Consider the following 19,550-nt stretch of genomic DNA (forward strand, 5'->3'; position numbering starts at 1 on the left):
CCGCGAGGCTACCGGGGCGCGGGCGCACGGGATCAGGACGGGCACTCCGCCAGCTTCGGCTTGTTGGGCGGGCTCGACCTGTTCAGCAGCGGTGCGAGGTGCTCGGCGTACAACTGCTCCCAGATCCCGTCGGCCATGATCTTCTTCAGCGACGAGCACACCTCCGTCTTCAGCCCCTTCTCGTCCGGTTTCATGGCGACGCCGTAGCCCTCCGCGCCCGGACCGCTGTCCAGCCGCTTCAGTTCGGCGGGGTTGTCCCTGACGAATCCGGCGAGGATGACGTCGTCCGTGCTCACCGCGTAGACCGAGGACGTCGGGTCCAGCAGGTCGCGTACGCACCGGTCGTAGCCGTTGGGCAGCGACCCCGTCATGTTGTAGCCCGCCCTGGGCAGCCACGACTCGTAGGTGGAACTCCTCGCGGTGCACACCTCGAACTGCCTCTTCCGCAGCATCCGGGCGTCGTCGATCGACACCGTCTTCGCCTTCCTGCGGACCATGAAGCTCCGGCTGGCCACGTAGTACGGACCGGCGAACGCGACGCTGTAGTCGGGGGCCTTCGCGTGTTTGCGTTCCTCCGTGATGCTGTAGGTGGCGATGACCAGGTCCACATCGCCCTTCTGCAGTATCGTGCTCCGGTTCTCGCTGCTCACCGGCTCGAAGGTGACCTGGTCGCGGCCGTAGCCCATGTCGTGCCCGATGGCGTAGGCCAGGTCGATCTCGTACCCGCGGTACGTGCCGTCCTTGGTCTTCTCGCTCAGTCCGGGCTGGTCCGCCTTGACGCCCACCTTCAGGATCGGGTGCGTCTTCCTGTACGGCTCCGCCCGCGCGCCCTGACCCGGCCGGGGGGCCGCGTCCGCCGGGCCGTCCCCGCGCATCCGGTCCGCGGCGAACCACCCGAGACCGAGCACCAGGGCCCCGCACACCACGGCCGCCGAGACCTTCCGCCGGCCCGGGACGCGCCGCTGCGGCGGCTGTTGCCGCGGGACGCGCTCGGGACCCTGACGCTGCGGGGGGCGCGGCGGCGGGAGCGGTGCGGGGTCGGGGGCGGGCGCGGGCTCCTCCCGCGGGGTCGCGGGGCGCACCGGGTCCGGCCGCGCGGCCGTCGTGCGCAGGAGGTCGCGCAGCATGTCCTCCGCGTTCGCCGCGCTCAGCCGCCGGGCCGGGTCCTTGTCCATCAGCCTGCCCACGACCTCGGCCAGCTCCTGGCCGTGCTCCATCGGCAGGGGGTCGGACTGGCAGGCGGCGACCAGTACCTCGTACTCGTTGGGCCGGTCGAAGGGGTGCCTGCCCTCGACCATCTCGTACAGCGTGACGCCCAGCGACCACAGGTCGGACGCCGAGGTGGCGACGGTCTCCTGCGTGGTCTGGGAGAGCAGTTCGGGCGCCAGGTACTTGAAGGTGCCGATGAGCTCGCCGGCCCGGGTGAGCGGGGCGGCGCCGTCGAAGGTCGCGATGCCGAAGTCGACCAGGATCGCGAAGTCGTCCTTGGCGAAAAGGATGTTGGCGGGCTTCACGTCGCGGTGGACCACCCGCGCCTCGTGGACCGCCCGCAGTCCGCTCAGCACCTGGAGCCCGATCGCGGCCGTGCGCCGCACCGGGAGCCGCCGCTCCTCCCGGATCAGGTCCGCGAGCGAACGCGCGTCGAGCAGGTCCATCACGATCCAGACCTGGTTGCCAGACTCGACCCGGTCGTGCACCGCCACCACGTTCGGGTGCCTGATCTTGGCGATGGCCGCGGCCTCCCGGCGGGCCCGCTGCATCATCTGTTCCTGCGTGGCCGCTCCGACGGCGTCCCGGCCGAGCAGGCCCTTCACCGCCACGTGCCGGTCCAGGCGGGTGTCCAGCGCCTCCCAGACCTCGCCCATGCCGCCGCGTCCGAGGCTGTGCAGCAGCTCGTAACGGCCGTCGATCACGATGTGCGGCGCGGGCAGCGCGGGCCGTGCGGCCCGTTCCGAGGACGCGTCCGGCGAGAGCGGTTCCGGCCACGACTGCGCCTGCCCGGTCGAGTCGCTCCGGAGGAAGTCGCCCGTCCAGCCGCCCCCGGCCCCGCGGGGGGAGCCGTCGCCCTGCCCGTGGTCCGCGTCGCGACCGGCCGTACCCTCGCTGTGCATGCGACCCCCTGTGGACTACATGGAGCAACAGACTAGACGCTCGGTCATATACGCATCAGGGCACGGCACTTGCGATTCGCCCACCGTACGGCCGCTGCCGTCCGCGCCCGGAGCCGCCCGGCTCACCCCTCGGCGAACCGCACCCCGCACCGGCTGCAGAACACCGGCTCCGGGTCCTGCGAGAGCCGCCCGCACCCCGGGCAGACCCGGTCCAGCATGCAGGGGCCCTCGCCGCCCTCGTCCGCCGGGGCGGGGGCGGCCGGGGACGTGATGGCGAGGCCGGGGCGGCGGCGGTGGACGGTCAGCCAGGCGAGGCCGTCCGGACCGGCGGCGAGGGACCGGCGGGAGGTCCGGGGCAGCCAGGCCACGGTGGCGGGCGTCAGCTCCAGCGCGCCGTCGCCCGTGTCGATCCGGCCGCTGCCCGCGACGACGACCAGCAGCACGTCCAGGACGTTCTCCTGGTGCGTGCCGACCTCGCCGCCGGGCGGCAGCCGCACCAGGTTGGCGTCCAGCTCCCGTCCCTGTTCGGCCAGTTGCCACAGCGCCCCGCGCGCGTCACGGGGCGCGTCGCGGAGCAGATCGTCGAGTACGGCCAGGACGCGCGGTACGGAATTCACGGCAGCCAGGCTACGCGCCGCGTGGCGCCGCCCCCGGCGGAGCGTCTTCGCCGGTCCGTCCGGGCGGTCGTGCCCGGGTGCCCTTGCCTTGAGCGGACTCGAAGGCGTTGGCTTGGTGTCCATGGAGTACACGCAGCTCGGACGCACCGGACTCAAGGTCAGCCGTCTCGTCCTCGGCACCATGAACTTCGGCCCGCAGACCAACGAGTCGGACAGCCACGCCATCATGGACGCGGCGCTGGACACGGGCCTGAACTTCTTCGACACCGCGAATGTGTACGGCTGGGGCGAGAACAAGGGCCGCACCGAGGAGATCATCGGCACCTGGTTCGCCCAGGGCGGCGGCCGCCGCGACAAGGTGGTCCTGGCCACCAAGATGTACGGGAACATGGGCGCCGACGGCGAGGCATGGCCCAACCACGACAAGCTCTCCGCCGTGAACATCCGGCGCTCCGTCGACGCCTCGCTGAAGAGGCTCCAGACGGATCACATCGACCTCTACCAGTTCCACCACGTCGACCGGAACACCCCCTTCGAGGAGATCTGGCAGGCGATCGACGTCCTGGTGCAGCAGGGCAAGATCCTCTACGCGGGTTCGTCGAACTTCGCCGGTTACAAGATCGCCCAGGCCAATGAGCTGGCCGCCCGGCGCGGCTCGCTGGGTCTGGTCAGCGAGCAGTGCATCTACAACCTGATCGAGCGCCGCGCCGAGATGGAGGTCATCCCGGCAGCGCAGGATTACGGCCTCGGCGTGATCCCGTGGTCCCCGCTGCACGGCGGGCTGCTGGGCGGCGTGCTGAAGAAGGAGCGCGAGGGGACGGCCGGGCGCTCGGGCTCGGGCCGCAGCGCGGACGCGCTGAAGAACGCGGCCCAGCGCGAGAAGATCCAGGCGTACGAGGATCTGCTGGACAAGCACGGACTGGAGCCGGGCGAGGTCGGCCTGGCCTGGCTGCTCACCCGTCCGGGGGTGACCGGGCCGATCGTCGGGCCGCGCAACCGGGAGCAGCTGGACTCGGCGGTGCGGGCGCTGGAGCTCGACCTCCCGGCCGAGCTGCTGGCGTCGCTGGACGAGATCTTCCCGGGGCCGGGGCCCTCGCCGGAGGCCTTCGCCTGGTGAGGACCGTCCGGTGATCACGTCGGTCGGCGAAGGCCGGGCCGACGCGATCACCGGATCGTCAGGACACGGGCCGTCGCCGTCCCGTCCCCGCCGGGGGACGGGTGCGGAGGCGGCCCGCGGCCGTGTCCGCGCGGGGCGCCGCCGTCTCAGCGCGGCCCGCCGCCGTCTCAGCGCGCGTCCAGTTCCTCCAGCGTCGACCCGAGCCAGCTCAGCTCCGCCTCGCTGGTGGCGCGGGCGATCCGCAGCAGCCCCCGCCGGAAGGGGTCGTCGAACGACTCGGCGCCGAGCGGCCGCTCCCCCTCGTAGAAGAAGCTGCTCGGCTCCTCCAGGAACGCCAGCCGGCGTCGCAGCACGTCCGCCTGCTCGGCCGGGGACGGCAGATGGCGCAGGAAGGCGAGGACGGTGAACCAGCGGTTCTCGTCGCTGATGTCCACCTCTCCGGCCTCCCGCAGACGCCGCAGCAGCTCCTCGCGCCCCGGGCCGGTCAGGGTGAGGGTGTGGCGGGGGGCGGCCCTGCTGCCGGGTTCGGTGCGGCGCTCCAGCCATCCGGCGCGCTCCAGCCGCTTGATCGCCGGGTACAGCGTGCCGTCCGCGATGGGGCGGACGTGTCCGGTGAGGTGGGCGACCCGGCGCTTCAGTTCGTAGCCGTGCAGCGGTTGTCCGTACAGAAATCCAAGGATGGCCAGTTCCAGCATGTGCGTATCCTCTCCGACGAACCTTATACATCGGCATCTATGTATAGTCTCCCCGATGCTCAAGGGCAGCGGTGGTGACGGCGACGACGACGAGGGGGACGACATGCACGACGCCCGGGTGACGGACGACGGGGCGCGCATCAGATGGGTGGAGACACCCTGCCGGTCCGGATCCACCCGCACCCGGGTCTTCCTGCACGGGCTCGGGGCCTCCTCCGGCCCGTACTTCACCGCGAGCGCCACCCATCCCCTGCTGGCCGGGGAGCGCTCGCTCCTCATGGACCTGCTGGGCTTCGGGATCAGCGACCGCCCCGTGGACTTCGGCTACACGCTGGAGGAGCACGCCGACGCGGTGGCGGCGGCGCTGGAGGCGGCGGGTGCGCACGGTACGGACGTGGTCGCGCACAGCATGGGCGGCGCGGTGGCCGTCGTGCTCGCGGCGCGCCATCCGCACCTGGTGGCCCGGCTGGTCCTGGCCGACGCCAATCTGGACCCGATGGTGCCCGGGGCCGGGCGGCCGGGCAGCAGCGGCATCGCGGCGTACTCGGAGGAGGAGTTCCTCGCGCACGGCTGGTCCGAGGTGCGCGACCGGGTGGGGCCGCACTGGTGGGCGACCATGCGTCTGGCGGGCCGGGAGGCGCTGCACCGCAGCGCGGTGCACCTGGTGCGCGGGACGGCGCCGACGATGCGCGAGCTGCTGCTGGAGCTGCGGATTCCGCGCACCTTCCTGCGGCCGCGGAACGCCGGGCCGCTGCCCGGCGAGGAACGGCTCACCGCGCACGGGGTACGGGTCGTGGCCGTACCGGGGTGCGGGCACAACATCATGCTGGACAACCCGGAGGCGTTCGCCCGGGAGACCGCGCGGGCCCTCGCCGACTGACGAAGGGGTGCGCGGCGGGCGGCCGCGTCACGCCCCTACGGCGGCCGCCACGGCGACGACGACGAACATCAGCACGAGCACGGCCGCCATGATGCGGTTTCTGGTCTTGGGATCCACCCTCCGAGCGTAACCGCCGGTCTCAGCGCCCCAGCGACCAGGCTGCGACCACCTCGTACCGGGGCTGCGCGCCCGGCACCCCCGGAACCGGCGGATCGCTGCGTACGAGGGCCATCTCACCGACCTCCCACACCGTGCCCTCGAAGCCTCCGAGCGCCTCGGCGCAGGGGCGCAGGTCGGTCTCGTGGCGGCTGCGGGCGAGGGTGAGGTGCGGGCTGTAGCGGCGGTGCCCCTCCATCGGGACGCCGGTGCGGCGGGCGGCGGCGTCCGCGCGCTCGGCGAGCAGCCGCAGCAGGTCGATCGAGCCCGCGGCCCCGGCCCAGAGCGCCCGCCCGCCGAACCGCCCGGCACCGTGGATCCGCAGCGGGAAGGGCTCGGTCCGGCGGGCGGCCCGCGCCAGCCGCTCCTTCAGCTCGGGCAGCAGCTCCTCGTCCACGGCCCCGAGGAAGGCGAGGGTGAAGTGCCAGCCGGACGGGTCCGTCCAGCGCAGCCCGCCGGCCCCGTCAAGCGCGTGCAGCGGGGCGACGGCGCGGCGCAGTTCCTCGACTGCGGAGTCGGGCGGCAGCACGGCGACGAAGAGTCTGAGACGGCTCATGGGCCGAGTGTCGCACCGTACCGGCGTGTCCCCGTTTCCGTACGTATCGTTGTACTACGCGGCTGCCCGCGCCCGCGCGGCAGCGGGGAGGAGCGCCACGATGACCGTCGTAGAGACCGACAGGATCGAGATGGCCGACAGCAGCGACGAGCGCACTCTGGACATGATGTTCGAGTGGCTTGAGCCCACCCCCGAGGGATTCAAGGTCGAGATCGTCGAGGGGAACATCTACATGTCGCCGCAACGGGACACCCACTGGGAGATCATCTTCGACATCGTCGAACAACTCCGTGCCAGGTACCCGAGGAAGCGGTTGAAGTCCGACGTGCGCATCGATTTTCCGGGGCGTCTCAATGGCTTCGCCTCCGATGTCGTGGCCCTGTCCGAGGAGGCCTCCAAGGACTCCAACGGCCGCTGGCGCTACCAGGACATCGAGTTGGTCGCCGAGGTGATCTCCAAGGACACCGCCGCCAACGACTACGGATCGAAGAAGGCCACCTACGCCACCGCCGGGGTGCCCGTGTACCTCATCGTCGACCCGTACACCGGCACGTGGCACCTCCACACGCTCCCGAAGGAGGACGAGTACCGCAGCGTGCTGAGCCTCGACTTCGGCACCCCGGTCGATCTCACCTCCACCGTGGTGGGCCTCGCCCTGGAGACCGGCGACTTCCCCCGCGACTGACGCCCCCGGTACATGGCGCGGCCCCGACCGGTGAGTACCGGTCGGGGCCGCGCCATGTGGTTCACGGGCCGGCGCTCACGCCGCCGTGGCCAGTTCCTCCCGGGGGACGAACCGGAGGTGCGGGCGCCCCGGGCGCAGGTCCACCCGCAGGCGCAGGCCGCCCGCGCGGGCCAGCATGAGGCCGACTCCGACCGCGGCCAGCAGCGAGAACGCGCCGCCGGCCGCCATGCCCGTACGGACCCCGTAGGCGTCGCTGATCCAGCCGACGATCGGGGCGCCCACCGGGGTACCTCCGGCGAAGACCATCATGTACAGGCTCATGACCCGGCCGCGCATGGCCGGGTCGGCGGCCATCTGGACGGTGGTGTTGGCGCTGATGTTGGTCGTCAGTCCGATCATGCCGATCGGCACCAGCAGGATCGCGAAGAGCCAGACGGACGGCGCCATGGAGGCGATGATCTCCAGCACGCCGAACACCGTGCCCGCGGCCACCAGCATCCGCAGCCGGGAGGAGCGGCGGCGGGCGGCGAGCAGGGCACCGGCGAGGGAACCGGCGGCCATGAGGATGTTGAAGTACGAGTACATCCCGGCGCCGCCGTGGAAGATCTCGTCCGCGAAGGCGGTGAGCCAGATCGGGAAGTTGAACCCGAACGTGCCGACGAAGCCGACCAGGACGATGGGCCAGATCAGCTCCGGGCGGCCGGAGACGTAGCGCAGGCCCTCCCGCAGCTGGCCCTTGGCGCGCGGCACGACGGTGGCCGGGTGCAGCTCGCTCGTCCGCATCATCAGCAGGCCGATGAGCGGGGCGCCGAAGGACAGGCCGTTGAACATGAAGGCCCAGCCGCTGCCGACCGTGGTGATCAGGACACCGGCGACGGCCGGGCCGATGAGCCGGGCGGACTGGAAGTTCGCCGAGTTGAGACTGACCGCGTTGCGCAGCTGCGCGGGGCCCACCATCTCGGAGACGAACGACTGCCGGGCCGGGTTGTCGACCACCGTCACCAGGCCGAGCAGGAAGGCGATGAGGTAGACGTGCCACACCTGGACCATGCCGGAGAGCGTGAGCACCGCGAGGGAGACCCCGCAGACACCGAGCGCCGCCTGGGTGATGAGGAGCAGCTTCCGCTTCGGCAGGCGGTCCGCGATGACGCCGCCGTAGAGGCCGAACAGAAGCATCGGAAGAAACTGGAGGGCCGTGGTGATGCCGACGGCGGTGGCGGACCCGGTGAGGCTCAGGACAAGCCAGTCCTGCGTGATGCGGGACATCCAGGTACCGGTGTTGGAGATCACGGCGCCCGTGGCGAACAGGCGGTAGTTACGGATCTTCAGCGACGAGAAGGTCCCGCCGGGCTTGCTCTCGTGGGTGGAAGTCGGTGCGGGGGCGGAGTCTGCTCCGGATCCCGTACTCAAAAGGGTTCGCCTCCTCGGGCGTATACGTTTCGCTGACTGACGGGAGCGGTGGTGCGGGCGGCGCGCGGGCTCTCGTCCGGCGCGGCCCGCCCCGCTAGAGGTGGGCGAGCTTCTCCAGCACGGGCGCGGCCCTGCGGAGCGTCTCCCACTCGTCCTCGTCCAGGCCCTCGGCGAGAGCGGTCAGCCAGGCGTTCCGCTTGGAGCGGCTCTCTTCGAGCATGGCTTCCGCCTGCTCGGTCTGGCTGACCACCTTCTGGCGACGGTCATCGGGGTGCGGTTCCAGTCTGACCAGTCCCTTCGCTTCGAGCAGCGCGACGATGCGAGTCATCGACGGAGGCTGCACATGCTCCTTGCGGGCCAGCTCGCCGGGGGTGGCCGAGCCGCACCGGGCGAGCGTGCCGAGCACCGACATCTCGGTGGGGCTCAGCGACTCGTCGACACGCTGGTGCTTGAGGCGCCGGCTGAGCAGCATCACGGCGGAGCGGAGGGAGCTCACGGCGGCGGCACTGTCACCGTCGTGGATCAGGTCAGGCATGTTTATTAGCGTAACTCATTACCTACCCTAAAGACCATTCGTGTTACACGCGCGAGAGGCACTTCACCCAATCCATCACCCGAACGAGTGAGGCGCATCCGGAAAGTGACGCGAAACGACGCGACGGACCGTAACCCTGCTTGCCATGGGATCGACTGTGCTCAGCCTGCGGATAGACGGTGAGCTGCTCGACCGGCTCCGGCAGCACGCCGCCAAACGCGGAATGAGCGTCCAGGACTATGTCGTCCGGACGCTCATTCGCGATGACTTCGACGAGCGCTTCAAGGCGGCCGTCGACGAGACGGAGAGGTTCTACGGCCCGGAGGGGACCGCGGGGATCAGAACCGAAGAGGTCACGTGAGGCCGAGGGCCGGCATCGCGTAGTAGAAGACGAAGACCGCCGAGACCACGTACATGGGCACCGGCACCTCGCGCCAGCGCCCGGCCACCGCCCGCAGCACGCAGAAGGCGATGAAGCCGATGCCGATGCCGTTGGTGATCGAGTACGTGAACGGCATCATCAGCATGGCGAGGAAGGCCGGGATGGCGAGCGTGTAGTCGCTCCAGTCGATGTCCCGCACCGAGCCCGAGATGATCAGGAAGCCCACCGCCAGCAGCGCGGGGGTGGCCGCCTGCGACGGGACCATGGTCGCCAGCGGCGTCAGGAACAGCGCCACCGTGAACAGCAGACCCGTCACGATGCTCGCGAAGCCGGTGCGGGCCCCCTCGCCGACGCCCGCGGTCGACTCCACGAAGCAGGTGCCCGCCGAGGCGGAGGTCGCGCCGCCCGCGGCGACCGCGATGCCGTCCACGAACAGCACCTTGTTGATGCCGGGGAAGTTGCCGTCCTGGTCCGTCAGCTTCGCCTCGTCGCCGACCCCGAGGATGGTGCCCATCGCGTCGAAGAAGCAGGACAGCAGCACGGTGAAGACGAACAGGATGCCGGTGAGCACGCCGACCTTGTCGAAGCCGCCGAACAGACTGACCTTGCCGATCAGCCCGAAGTCCGGGGTGGCGACCGGGTTGCCCGGCCACTGCGGGACGGTCAGCCCCCACGCCTGGCCCGGCAGGTCGGCGATCGCGTCGATGATCATCGCGACGACCGTCATCGCGACGATGGAGATCAGGATGGCGCCCGGCACCTTGCGGACGATCAGCGCCAGGGTGAGCAGCGCGCCGAGGACGAAGACCAGGACCGGCCAGCCGTTGAGGTGGCCGTCGCCGCCGAGCTGGAGCGGCACGGTGGTGTGCGCGAGGTCCGGGACACGGGAGACGAAGCCCGAGTCGACCAGGCCGATCAGCAGGATGAAGAGGCCGATGCCGATCGCGATGCCCTTGCGCAGCGAGGTCGGCACGGCGTGCATCACGCGTTCCCGCAGACCGGTGGCGACCAGCAGCATCACCACGATGCCCGCGAGGACCACCATGCCCATCGCGTCCGGCCAGCTCATCCGGGGCGCGAGCTGGAGGGCCACGACGGTGTTGACGCCGAGACCGGCCGCCAGCGCGATCGGCACATTGCCGATGACGCCCATCAGCAGCGTGGAGAACGCGGCGGTCAGCACGGTGGCGGTGACCAGCTGGCCGCCATCGAGCTGATGGCCGTACATGTCCTTGGCGCTACCGAGAATGATCGGATTCAGCACGATGATGTACGCCATTGCGAAGAACGTGGCGAATCCGCCGCGAATCTCGCGGGCGACCGACGACCCCCGCTCGGAGATCTTGAAGAAACGATCCAGACCGTTCTGCGGCTGGGGTGCCGCGGGCTGCCTGGCGTCGACCGGAGCGGTGGCCGAGGGGGACATGTATGACCTCAGTCGTACGTAGAGTGGCTTAAATGCGGTCAGCTTTGGACTTTCACACGAATAAATCGAGACAGCCGTAAGCAGATTCAGTATGAATACATAAGGCGAAGATCGCTATCTCCGCGCGTAGACCCTTGGGCCGCCCGCACCGGAGGGCTTCGCTCGGGCGCTCCCCGCGCCCGAGCGGGGGGCCCATACACTGAGCCCATGGCGAAGTGGACACCGAAGCACGAGGCACCCGAGCCCCTGGAGGGGCCCGTCGTCGCCACCATCACCGGCGGCACGATCCTCTGGTTCGTCCTCTTCCTGGTCCAGATCCCGTTCTACAACTGGTTCGACGACCACGGCCACCTGTGGTGGGTGTGGACCTGTCTGGCCGGCGCGGGACTCGGCCTGATCGGCATCTGGTACGTGCGGGGGCGTGACGCCGCGATCAAGCGGGCGGCCGCCGCGGCCGCGTCCGCGGACGCCGGGAGCGGCACCACCGGGAACGGCACCGCCGGGAGCGGCGCCGACGTCTGAGGTTCCGGCGGCTGAAGCTCCGGTGTCCGGGGCTCCGGCGCCTTTCAGCCCCTTGGGCTCCGGCACCTCCACCCCCTGAAGGGTCCGGCACCCTCCCCGTACCCCCACAGGACCATTCCCCTCCTCCGCCGGTCTGATCTTCGGACCACCCGGTGGGTGAACCGGACCATCCCCCCGTACCGTCGAAACCATGACGCAGCGGGCATCCCATTCCTTCGGTGAGCAGACCCCCGAAACAAGCAGTTCCACCGGCCGTCCGGGCTCGGCCATGATCGACGCCGGGGCCGAGCTCGATCCGGTCCATCCGGTGCGGCTGCCCGCGCCGACGGTGGACCCGCGCGGGCTGACCGCGGCCGAGGTGGCCGAGCGGATCGCCCGCGGCGAGGTCAACGACGTACCCGTGCGCTCGTCCCGCTCCCTCCGCGAGATCGTGCGCGCCAACGTCTTCACCCGGTTCAACCTGATCATCGGCGTGCTCTGGCTGATCATGCTGTTCGTCGCGCCGATCCAGGACGGCCTCTTCGGCTTCGTGATCATCGCCAACACCGGCATCGGCATCATCCAGGAATGGCGGGCCAAGAAGACCCTGGACAGCCTCGCGGTCATCGGTGAGGCCAGACCCACGGTGCGGCGCGACGGGGTCACGGCCGAGATCTCCACCTCCGAGATCGTCCTCGGCGACCTGGTCGAACTGGGCCCCGGCGACAAGGCCGTCGTCGACGGCACGGTCGCCGAGGCCGACGGCCTGGAGATCGACGAGTCGCTGCTCACCGGCGAGGCCGACCCGGTGCTCAAGCACCCCGGCGACCCGGTCATGTCCGGCAGCTTCGTCGTCGCGGGCGGCGGCGCCTTCACCGCCACCAAGGTCGGCCGCGAGGCCTACGCCGCCCAGCTCGCCGAGGAGGCGTCCCGCTTCACCCTCGTCCAGTCCGAACTGCGCACCGGCATCTCCACGATCCTCAAGTACGTCACCTGGATGATGGTGCCGACCGCGATCGGCCTGATCGTCAGCCAGCTCGTCGTCAAGAACAACGACTTCAAGGAGTCGGTCGCCCGGACCGTCGGCGGCATCGTCCCGATGATCCCCGAGGGCCTGGTGCTGCTCACCTCGGTCGCCTTCGCGATCGGCGTCGTACGGCTCGGCCGCAAGCAGTGCCTGGTGCAGGAGCTGCCGGCCATCGAGGGGCTCGCCCGGGTCGACGTCGTCTGCCTGGACAAGACCGGCACCCTCACCGAGGGCGGCATGGACGTCACCGAGGTGCGGACCCTGGGCGGGGCGGACGACACGTACATACGTGCCGTGCTGGGCGCCCTCGGCTCCTCCGACCCCCGCCCCAACGCCAGCCTCCAGGCCATCGTGGACGCCTGCCCGGACGACGGGCGGTGGCGGTGCACACAGGCGCTGCCGTTCTCCTCGGCCCGCAAGTACAGCGGCGCCGCGTTCGACGAGGGCGGCGGCCAGGAGTCGTCCTGGCTGCTCGGCGCCCCCGATGTGCTGCTGCCCGAGCAGGACCCGGCACTCGCCGAGATCGAGCAGCTCAACGAGAAGGGCCTGCGGGTGCTGCTGCTGGCCCGCGCCGAGGGCTCGCTCGACGGGCCGGACAGCGCCACCGGAGCGGTGCCGAGCGCCCTGGTCGTCCTGGAACAGCGGCTGCGGCCGGACGCCGCGGAGACCCTGGCGTACTTCGCCGACCAGCGGGTCGCCACGAAGGTCATCTCCGGCGACAACGCGGTCTCCGTCGGCGCGGTCGCGGGGAAGCTGGGCCTGCCCGGCGCCGAGCACACCCTGGACGCGCGCCGGCTGCCCACCGACCCGGACGACATGGCCACGGCCATGGAGGAGAACGCGGTCTTCGGCCGGGTCACCCCGCAGCAGAAGCGGGACATGGTCGCCGCCCTCCAGTCCCGCGGCCACACCGTCGCGATGACCGGCGACGGCGTCAACGACGTCCTGGCGCTGAAGGACGCCGACATCGGCGTCTCCATGGGCTCGGGCTCCGAGGCCACCCGGGCGGTCGCCCAGATCGTGCTGCTCAACAACAGCTTCGCGACGCTGCCGTCCGTGGTCGCCGAGGGCCGCCGGGTGATCGGCAACATCACCCGGGTCGCCACCCTGTTCCTGACCAAGACCGTCTACTCGGTGCTGCTGGCGGTCCTGGTGGTCTGCTTCCAGGTCGACTACCCGTTCCTGCCGCGCCATCTGACCCTGCTGTCGACGCTGACGATCGGCATCCCGGCGTTCTTCCTGGCCCTCGCGCCCAACAAGGAACGCGCCCATCCGCACTTCGTGCGCCGGGTCATGCGGTACGCGATTCCCTCGGGCGTCATCGCGGCCGTCGCCACCTTCGTGACGTATCTGATCGCCCGGCACCACTACTCCGGCGCGGGCGCCCTCGACGCCGAGACCAGCGCGGCCACGCTCACGCTGTTCCTGGTCTCGATGTGGGTGCTGGCGATCATCGCCCGTCCGTACACCTGGTGGCGGATCAGCCTGGTGGTGGCGATGGGGCTGGCGTTCCTGATCGTGCTGGTGGTGCCCTGGCTCCAGAACTTCTTCGCGCTGAAGCTGGTGGGGGCGGCGATGCCGTGGACCGCGGTGGGCATCGCGGTGGTGGCGTCGGCCGGACTGGAGTACGCCTGGCGGCTGGTCGGCCGGCGCTTCCCGGTGTAGGGCGGCCGGGCCCCTGGGACGCCGCCCCGCGTGGGCGGCGTCCCCGTGCTCCGTGGCGGGCCCGCTTCCGAGCGGGCCTACTTCCGAGCGGGCCTACTTCCGAGCGGGCCTACTTCCGAGCGGGCCTACTTCACGTCGACGAAGTCCCCGGCGGCGTTGACGGCCGGAGTGGTGGACGTACCCGCGAAGCTGTAACGCCAGTAACCGTCGACCGACGCCTTGACCGTGGTCTTCAGATTCCCGGTGCCGTTCGTCTTGACCGTCTTCACCGTCGAGTACGTGGAGCTGTTCTTCTTGCGGAACTGGAGCTTCACCGGCTGACCGGTGTAGCCGTGGTACGCGTGGTCCTCCCAGTTCGCCCGCGACAGCTTCCCCGTCACCGTGAGCGTCTTGCCCTTCTTCACCGGCTCCGGCGAAGCGTTCACCGTCAGCTTCGACAGCCGCTGGACACGGGCGGTGGCGGCGTAGTCGGAGTAGTAGCTGGAGCCGTCCTTGGCCTCCGCGCCCGCGAGGACGTGCCAGGTACCGGCCAGGGCGTTCTTGTACAGGTCGACCTTGGGGTCGATGGTGATGGTGAGGGAGCAGGTGCTGGTGGTCGCGTTCGCGGCCTTGCACGTCGACTCGTCCTCGTTCGGCAGCAGGGCACCGTCCATGCCCTCGTCCTGGTCCTTGCCGTGCCAGAGGATCAGCCAGCCGTCCTCGATGCCGGAGGCGTGCGAGGCGGTGACCGAGACGGTGATCGTCTTCTTGGCGGTGGTGCCGAGGACGACGTCCTTGCCGCCGTTGACGGTGATCTTGGAGAGGACGGGGTCGGCCGGTGCCGCGTGCGCCGCCGGAACGGCGAGGGCGGTCAGGACCAGGGCGCCGGAGGCTGCGGCGACAGTGGCACGTATGCGCATGAGGTTCTCCGTGGAGAAGGCCTTGAGAGGCCGGATGGGGGTGCACGGGACAGAGGCGTGAACAGCGGGCCCCCTCGCGGAGGGATCCCGCTGCCCGCTCACGGACGGCCGCGGACACGGCCGGGTGGCGCTGCTCGTTCCACGCCGGCTCGACGCACGCCGACGCGCTTACCGCCGACTCGCTCCGTGACGAGTCGGGCCTACTTCACGTCGACGAAGTCCCCGGCGGCGTTGACGGCCGGAGTGGTGGACGTACCGGCGAAGCTGTAGCGCCAGTAACCGTCGACCGACGCCTTGACCGTGGTCTTCAGATTCCCGGTGCTGTTCGTCTTGATCGTCTTGACGGTGGTGTACGTGGAGCTGTTCTTCTTGCGGAACTGGAGCTTCACCGGCTGACCGCTGTAGCCGTGGTACGCGTGGTCCTCCCAGTTCGCCCGCGACAGCTTCCCCGTCACCGTGAGCGTCTTGCCCTTCTTCACCGGCTCCGGCGAAGCGTTCACCGTCAGCTTCGACAGCCGCTGGACACGGGCCGTGCCGTAGAAGTCGGTGTAGGTCATGTCGGTCCGGTTGCCCGCGAGCGCGGCCGCGGTGACGTGCCAGGTGCCGGCCAGGGAGTTCTTGTACAGGTCGTAGCGCGGGTCGACCGTGAAGGTCAGCTTGCACGTCGAGGTCGTGGCGTTGACCTTGGTGCACTTCGCCTCGTCCTCGTTCGCCAGGATCGCGCCGTCGATGCCGGTCTCCGACGTCGGGTCCGTGCCGTGCCACAGGTCGGCGTAGGCGTCGGAGATCCCGGTGGCGTGCGAGGCGGTGACGGAGACGGTGATCGTCTTCTTGGCGGTGGTGCCGAGGACGATGTCCTTGCCGCCGTTGACGACGACCTTGGAGATGGCCGGCTGCGCGGCGGCGGCGGCGGCCGCGGCGGCCTTCGACGCGCCCCGGGCCGCGGTGCCGAAGACCTCGGCGCCCGACGTCGGCTTGTGCGGGTCGGGAATGGAGCGGTCGCCCGCGTGGGCGGCCGGGACAGCCAGAGCAGACAGGGCCAGGGCGCCGGAAACGGCGGCAACAGTGGCACGAATACGCATGTGTTTCCCCAGTGGAGAAAGGCCCCGCGGGCGCATGACGCGCCACGGGCGGGGCTGGTTCGGACTGTGAGTCTGCTGACTCGTCGAACCAGACCCCCGGGGCCTGTGAAGGGTTGTACACAGAGATGAACTTCTCGCGAAGATCCCTCCGGCAACCGCACCCGGGCGCCCGTGACCGCCTGTCAGTCGAACCAGCGGTCCCGGGCCAGCTCCTCCGTGCGGGACGGGTCCTCCAGCAGCGCCGCGACCTCGAAACGGCGCGGCCACTGACCCGCCGCCCAGGCCAGGCCCGCCGCGACGCCCTCCAGCGTGGCGGCGTGGACCGCGCCGTCGGGGGTGCGCCGCCAGTCCAGTTCGACGCCGCCCGCGCGCAGTTCGACGTGCTCGACGTACACCTGCGGGGTCCCGGCGCCGAGCAGCACCCGGACCGCGTCGGGTACCCGGTGCTCCTCGCCCCGCGACGACACCTCCGCCTCGACGCTCTCGCCGAGGCGGCGCACCTGGAACAGATCCGCCAGCTCGGCCGCGCGCGCCGGGGCGACCGGGAGCAGCGGGAGCCCGTCGGTGAGCGGCAGCAGATCGGGGGCGTCCGCGATCACCGCGTCCGCCGCGTCGACGACCCGTACCTCGCCGTCGACCACGGCCCGCAACTCGTCGGGCAGCGTGACCTGCTCGGGGTCGAGCTCGGCCAGGGCCGTGTAGAGCGAATGCAGTTGTACGGGGCCGACCGGGCGGTCCTCGTCGGCGAGCCGGCCGAGGAGTTCGGCCGCGCCGCCCGGCTCGTCGAGCAGGGCGGCCACGGACGTCCGTACGCCGAGGGCGCGCAGCACCTGCGCGTCGTCGAAGCCGGTCGCGTCGGCGGAGTCGTACAGCCCGGCCAGCCGGGGGTCGCCGCCGGCGGCCCGCAGCCCGGCGGGGCGGCGGCCGTCGAGCACCGGGTGGTCGCGCAGCCACCAGGCCGTGTACGGGCGGACGGACTGCGTGGTGCCGTCCGGCAGCAGCACCCGCACCGGCTGGGTCAGCGCGTCGCGCAGCGGCGGCCGGGCGAGCAGGGCGAGCGCCTGCGGCCAGGCGTCGTCGTCGACCAGGTCCAGATCGCGGACGGCGACGATCTCGGTGGCGACCGGCGGCACGGGGGTGTCGGGCAGCTGGTCGAGGATGTCCTCGCACCACACGTCCACGGCGTCGAGCAGCCCGGCGTCGTCGGGCTCGGCGAAGTCGCCCTCGCGCGGCTCCAGTTCGTCCGGGTCCAGGACCACATCGGTGGCCCGTACGAGGGCGAAGGTGGCCAGCACGCCGCAGGCGGTGAGCGGCTGCTCGCCCCAGCGGTCGGCCAGCTCCTGTTCGCAGAGGGCCAGTTCGCCCTCGCGCATGATGGCGGCGAACGGGCTGCCGGGCAGGACGAGTTCTCCGGCGGGGGCCGGTTCGCCGTCCTCGTCGGGGAGGGCGAGCGCGCCGAGCCAGGGCTCGTCGCCGGGTGCCAGCTCGGCGTCCCGGACGAGGGCGAGGACGGTCTCCGCGAGCTCCTCGCCGTCCAGCGCGTCCTCGTCCCAGATCTCGCCCGCGTCCAGCGAACCGGCGACGGCGGCCCGCACCTGCGGGGTGGTCAGCACGGCGCGCGGGGTGGCGGGCAGGGCGCCCAGCTTCTCCAGCAGCGGATGGGCGGCGTCCGGGTGGGCGACCTTCAGCCCGAGCCGGGCGAGGCGCTCCAGCACCGGTCCGGCGGCCGCGTCGGGGAGCGGGAGGAGGACCTGGCGGGGTCCGATGGTGGTGCGGGGCACGGCCGGGGCCCCGGAGTCCGCGTCCCGTGCCGTCCCGGCCAGCGGCACGGGCAGGCCGGAGAGCCGGTCCGGGTCGATGCCGGACAGGCTGTCGTAGAGCCGCCGCCACCAGCCGGGGTCGCGCTCCAGTCCGGCGAGCCGGTCGATGGCCTCGGTCAGCGGGACCCGGGCGATCTGGAGCGTGCGCAGTTCGCTGCGGCGTTCCAGTCCGGCGGGCAGCAGACACGGCAGGACCTCGGCGAGCACCCGTACCGTCTCGGCGCCGACGCCTTCCAGCACCTCGGCCTCGATGGGCCGCAGCGCGGCGGTGGCCGTGCCGGGGAGGCCGTCGGGCCGTTCGTCCCAGCCGTCCCAGCGGTCCGCGTCGGCGGCGGTGTCGCGCGGGGCGGCGGGCGCCAGGAACGCGACGCGCGGCAGCCGTTCCAGGATCGCGCCGCGCACCATGCCGTCCAGCTCGCCCTTGCCGAGCGGTCCCGGTACGAGGTCGATGGTGTCGACGGACACCGGCTGCCATCCGGCGAGCAGTTCGGCGTAGGCGTCGGCGGCGCGCCGCACCAGGAAGTCGGTGAGCGGTCCCGGCGCGAAGTGGCGGCGGGCGGTGTCCAGCGGCAGCGAGGCGATGAGCAGCGCGGGGATGCCGAGGGGTTCGTCGGTGGGGGTCGGCGCGTGGACGACGGGGAGGGTGCGGGGGCGCACCGGGGAGCCTTCGGTGTCGACCGGGACCGCCCAGGTGACCGACCAGTGCGGGCGCAGCCGCTCCTCGCGGGGCCGGTCGGCGAGCAGGGCGGGTTCGACGGGGCCGTGCTGGGTGACGGTGCGCCAGCGGTTCGTCCCGCGCGCGGAGTCCTCGACATGGGTGTACGGGCCGTGCTCGGAGCGGCGCAGCGTCCGTACGTCCTCCGGGGTCTCGATCACGATCTCGTCGAGGCCGCGCAGGGTGAGCAGCAGGGCGTCGTCGACCGCGCCGAGCAGCCGGAGCACGAGGTCCTCGGCGCCGCCGTCGCGCAGCGGGAGGACGACGACGGTGTCGTATCCGTCGGGTGCGGTGCCCTCGGCGGGCAGCGGGAGCCGGAGCAGGGGCACGTGGCCGTCACGGCGGCGCAGTTCGTCGCCGAGGCCGGGGCTGGCGACGGCCGCCCGGGCGGCGAGGTCGCGGGCCTCGGCGAGGGACCAGCGGACGCCGCCGTGCCGCCCGACGACGGCGGGCTCGTCGCTCACCGCGAGCACGGCGGCGAACCCGACGCCGAACCTGCCGACGGCACCCTCGTGGCCCTCGCGCTTGGCGGAGGCGCGGAGGGTGGAGAGCGACTCCACGCCGGTGGCGTCGAGGGGTGCGCCGGTGTTGGCGGCGGCGAGCACCGCGGGGGTGTCCGGGCCCGCCGGACGCAGGGTGAGGCGGAGCCGGCCGGGGACCCGGGCGCGGGCGGCGGCGTCGGCGGCGTTCTGGGCCAGCTCGACGACGAGGCGGTCGCGGTAGCCGCCGAGCGCGAGGTCTTCCTCGGCGTTGGCGTCCTCCCGGAATCTGGCGGGACCGGCGCCCCAGGCGTCGAGCACACCGCGCCGCAGCCGTGCGGTCCCGAACGGATCGGCCCCCTCGGTGGCATTCATGCTCACGCTCTGATCTCCGCTCTCTCCGGTCTTTCCGGACGGGCACTGCCCATGCCGCCAAGTGTGCGCCCGAAGGTACCGGGTCCTCGCACCGGACGTACGCCACCGGTCGGCGCTTCGGCCGGTTCGGCCCGCCGGGCCGCGTACGCCACGGGCCGGCGCTTGGGCCGGTACGCCCCCGGACCGCATGCGCGCGAGCCCGTCCCCGCGGGTTCTGCCCCCGGACCGCGTACGCCACCGGCGGGTTCTCCCTGCCGGACGCGGGCGCCCGCGTCCGGCACCGCCGCGGGGCGGGCAGGAAGCCCCGGGGAGAGCGGGGAGCCCCGTCCCGAAGCGGGCAGGATGCCTCCCGGAAGCGAGCAGGATGTCTCCCGGGCGAGCGGGAAATCTCCTGAGCCCGCGCAGAGTCCGGCAGAG

16 protein-coding genes are annotated in these 19,550 nt (G+C 71.7%); 6 read left to right on the plus strand and 10 right to left on the minus strand.

The window, feature by feature from the left end; all coding sequences use genetic code 11:
* Nucleotides 1-32 precede the first annotated feature (32 nt).
* Nucleotides 33-2,111 (minus strand): serine/threonine-protein kinase, encoded by a 2,079-nt coding sequence (locus tag ACFVFH_RS24460; RefSeq protein ID WP_383772300.1) that lies wholly within the window; start codon nucleotides 2,109-2,111, stop codon nucleotides 33-35.
* A 122-nt stretch (nucleotides 2,112-2,233) separates the two neighbouring features.
* A complete protein-coding gene (locus ACFVFH_RS24465; protein WP_383772302.1) occupies nucleotides 2,234-2,728 on the minus strand; it encodes a hypothetical protein in 495 nt (164 codons plus the stop codon).
* 121 nt (nucleotides 2,729-2,849) lie between these two features.
* On the opposite strand from ACFVFH_RS24465, the gene ACFVFH_RS24470 reads away from it, so the two are divergent.
* A complete protein-coding gene (locus tag ACFVFH_RS24470) occupies nucleotides 2,850-3,845 on the plus strand; it encodes an aldo/keto reductase (protein ID WP_383772304.1) in 996 nt (331 codons plus the stop codon).
* Between the two features lie 167 nt (nucleotides 3,846-4,012).
* Here ACFVFH_RS24470 and ACFVFH_RS24475 read toward each other — a convergent pair whose 3' ends face one another.
* Nucleotides 4,013-4,540: a PadR family transcriptional regulator gene (locus ACFVFH_RS24475; RefSeq protein ID WP_383772306.1), complete on the minus strand. Its 528-nt coding sequence runs from the start codon at nucleotides 4,538-4,540 to the stop codon at nucleotides 4,013-4,015.
* Nucleotides 4,541-4,643: 103 nt separating this feature from the next.
* Between ACFVFH_RS24475 and ACFVFH_RS24480 the strand changes: the two genes are divergently transcribed.
* Nucleotides 4,644-5,420, plus strand: coding sequence for an alpha/beta fold hydrolase (locus ACFVFH_RS24480; protein WP_383772712.1), 777 nt, complete (start codon nucleotides 4,644-4,646; stop codon nucleotides 5,418-5,420).
* Nucleotides 5,421-5,559: 139 nt separating this feature from the next.
* On the opposite strand, the gene thpR is transcribed toward ACFVFH_RS24480, so the two are convergent.
* On the minus strand, nucleotides 5,560-6,132 hold the full coding sequence (thpR, locus tag ACFVFH_RS24485) for an RNA 2',3'-cyclic phosphodiesterase (protein WP_383772308.1): 573 nt from the start codon (nucleotides 6,130-6,132) through the stop codon (nucleotides 5,560-5,562).
* 100 nt (nucleotides 6,133-6,232) lie between these two features.
* Between thpR and ACFVFH_RS24490 the strand changes: the two genes are divergently transcribed.
* Nucleotides 6,233-6,817: a Uma2 family endonuclease gene (locus ACFVFH_RS24490; RefSeq protein ID WP_383772310.1), complete on the plus strand. Its 585-nt coding sequence runs from the start codon at nucleotides 6,233-6,235 to the stop codon at nucleotides 6,815-6,817.
* Between the two features lie 75 nt (nucleotides 6,818-6,892).
* Here ACFVFH_RS24490 and ACFVFH_RS24495 read toward each other — a convergent pair whose 3' ends face one another.
* Nucleotides 6,893-8,227, minus strand: a complete 1,335-nt coding sequence (locus ACFVFH_RS24495; protein ID WP_383772312.1) for an MFS transporter — start codon at nucleotides 8,225-8,227, stop codon at nucleotides 6,893-6,895.
* A gap of 94 nt (nucleotides 8,228-8,321) precedes the next feature.
* The gene (locus ACFVFH_RS24500; protein ID WP_383772314.1) at nucleotides 8,322-8,762 is read right to left on the minus strand and encodes a MarR family winged helix-turn-helix transcriptional regulator; all 441 of its coding nucleotides are present in this window, start codon (nucleotides 8,760-8,762) and stop codon (nucleotides 8,322-8,324) included.
* A gap of 145 nt (nucleotides 8,763-8,907) precedes the next feature.
* Between ACFVFH_RS24500 and ACFVFH_RS24505 the strand changes: the two genes are divergently transcribed.
* Entirely contained in the window at nucleotides 8,908-9,123 is a 216-nt protein-coding gene (locus tag ACFVFH_RS24505) for a ribbon-helix-helix protein, CopG family (RefSeq protein WP_093540363.1), read from the plus strand.
* Here ACFVFH_RS24505 and ACFVFH_RS24510 read toward each other — a convergent pair.
* Entirely contained in the window at nucleotides 9,116-10,570 is a 1,455-nt protein-coding gene (locus ACFVFH_RS24510) for an NCS2 family permease (RefSeq protein WP_383772317.1), read from the minus strand. The two genes, ACFVFH_RS24505 and ACFVFH_RS24510, sit on opposite strands and share 8 nt — an antisense overlap.
* Before the next feature lie 207 nt (nucleotides 10,571-10,777).
* On the opposite strand from ACFVFH_RS24510, the gene ACFVFH_RS24515 reads away from it, so the two are divergent.
* Together ACFVFH_RS24515 and ACFVFH_RS24520 are read left to right on the plus strand one after the other, a co-directional pair.
* A complete protein-coding gene (locus tag ACFVFH_RS24515; protein ID WP_383772319.1) occupies nucleotides 10,778-11,092 on the plus strand; it encodes a DUF2530 domain-containing protein in 315 nt (104 codons plus the stop codon).
* A 190-nt stretch (nucleotides 11,093-11,282) separates the two neighbouring features.
* Nucleotides 11,283-13,763: an HAD-IC family P-type ATPase gene (locus ACFVFH_RS24520; RefSeq protein WP_383772321.1), complete on the plus strand. Its 2,481-nt coding sequence runs from the start codon at nucleotides 11,283-11,285 to the stop codon at nucleotides 13,761-13,763.
* Nucleotides 13,764-13,888: 125 nt separating this feature from the next.
* Here ACFVFH_RS24520 and ACFVFH_RS24525 read toward each other — a convergent pair whose 3' ends face one another.
* From ACFVFH_RS24525 to ACFVFH_RS24535, 3 genes are all read right to left on the minus strand, one after another.
* A complete protein-coding gene (locus ACFVFH_RS24525; protein WP_383772323.1) occupies nucleotides 13,889-14,662 on the minus strand; it encodes a DUF5707 domain-containing protein in 774 nt (257 codons plus the stop codon).
* A 200-nt stretch (nucleotides 14,663-14,862) separates the two neighbouring features.
* Nucleotides 14,863-15,744: a DUF5707 domain-containing protein gene (locus ACFVFH_RS24530; protein WP_383772325.1), complete on the minus strand. Its 882-nt coding sequence runs from the start codon at nucleotides 15,742-15,744 to the stop codon at nucleotides 14,863-14,865.
* Nucleotides 15,745-15,926: 182 nt separating this feature from the next.
* The gene (locus ACFVFH_RS24535; protein WP_383772714.1) at nucleotides 15,927-19,133 is read right to left on the minus strand and encodes a sacsin N-terminal ATP-binding-like domain-containing protein; all 3,207 of its coding nucleotides are present in this window, start codon (nucleotides 19,131-19,133) and stop codon (nucleotides 15,927-15,929) included.
* Between the last annotated feature and the right edge of the window lie 417 nt (nucleotides 19,134-19,550).

Origin of the sequence: Streptomyces sp. NPDC057697, assembly GCF_042799335.1 — a bacterium.
Taxonomy (GTDB): domain Bacteria; phylum Actinomycetota; class Actinomycetes; order Streptomycetales; family Streptomycetaceae; genus Streptomyces.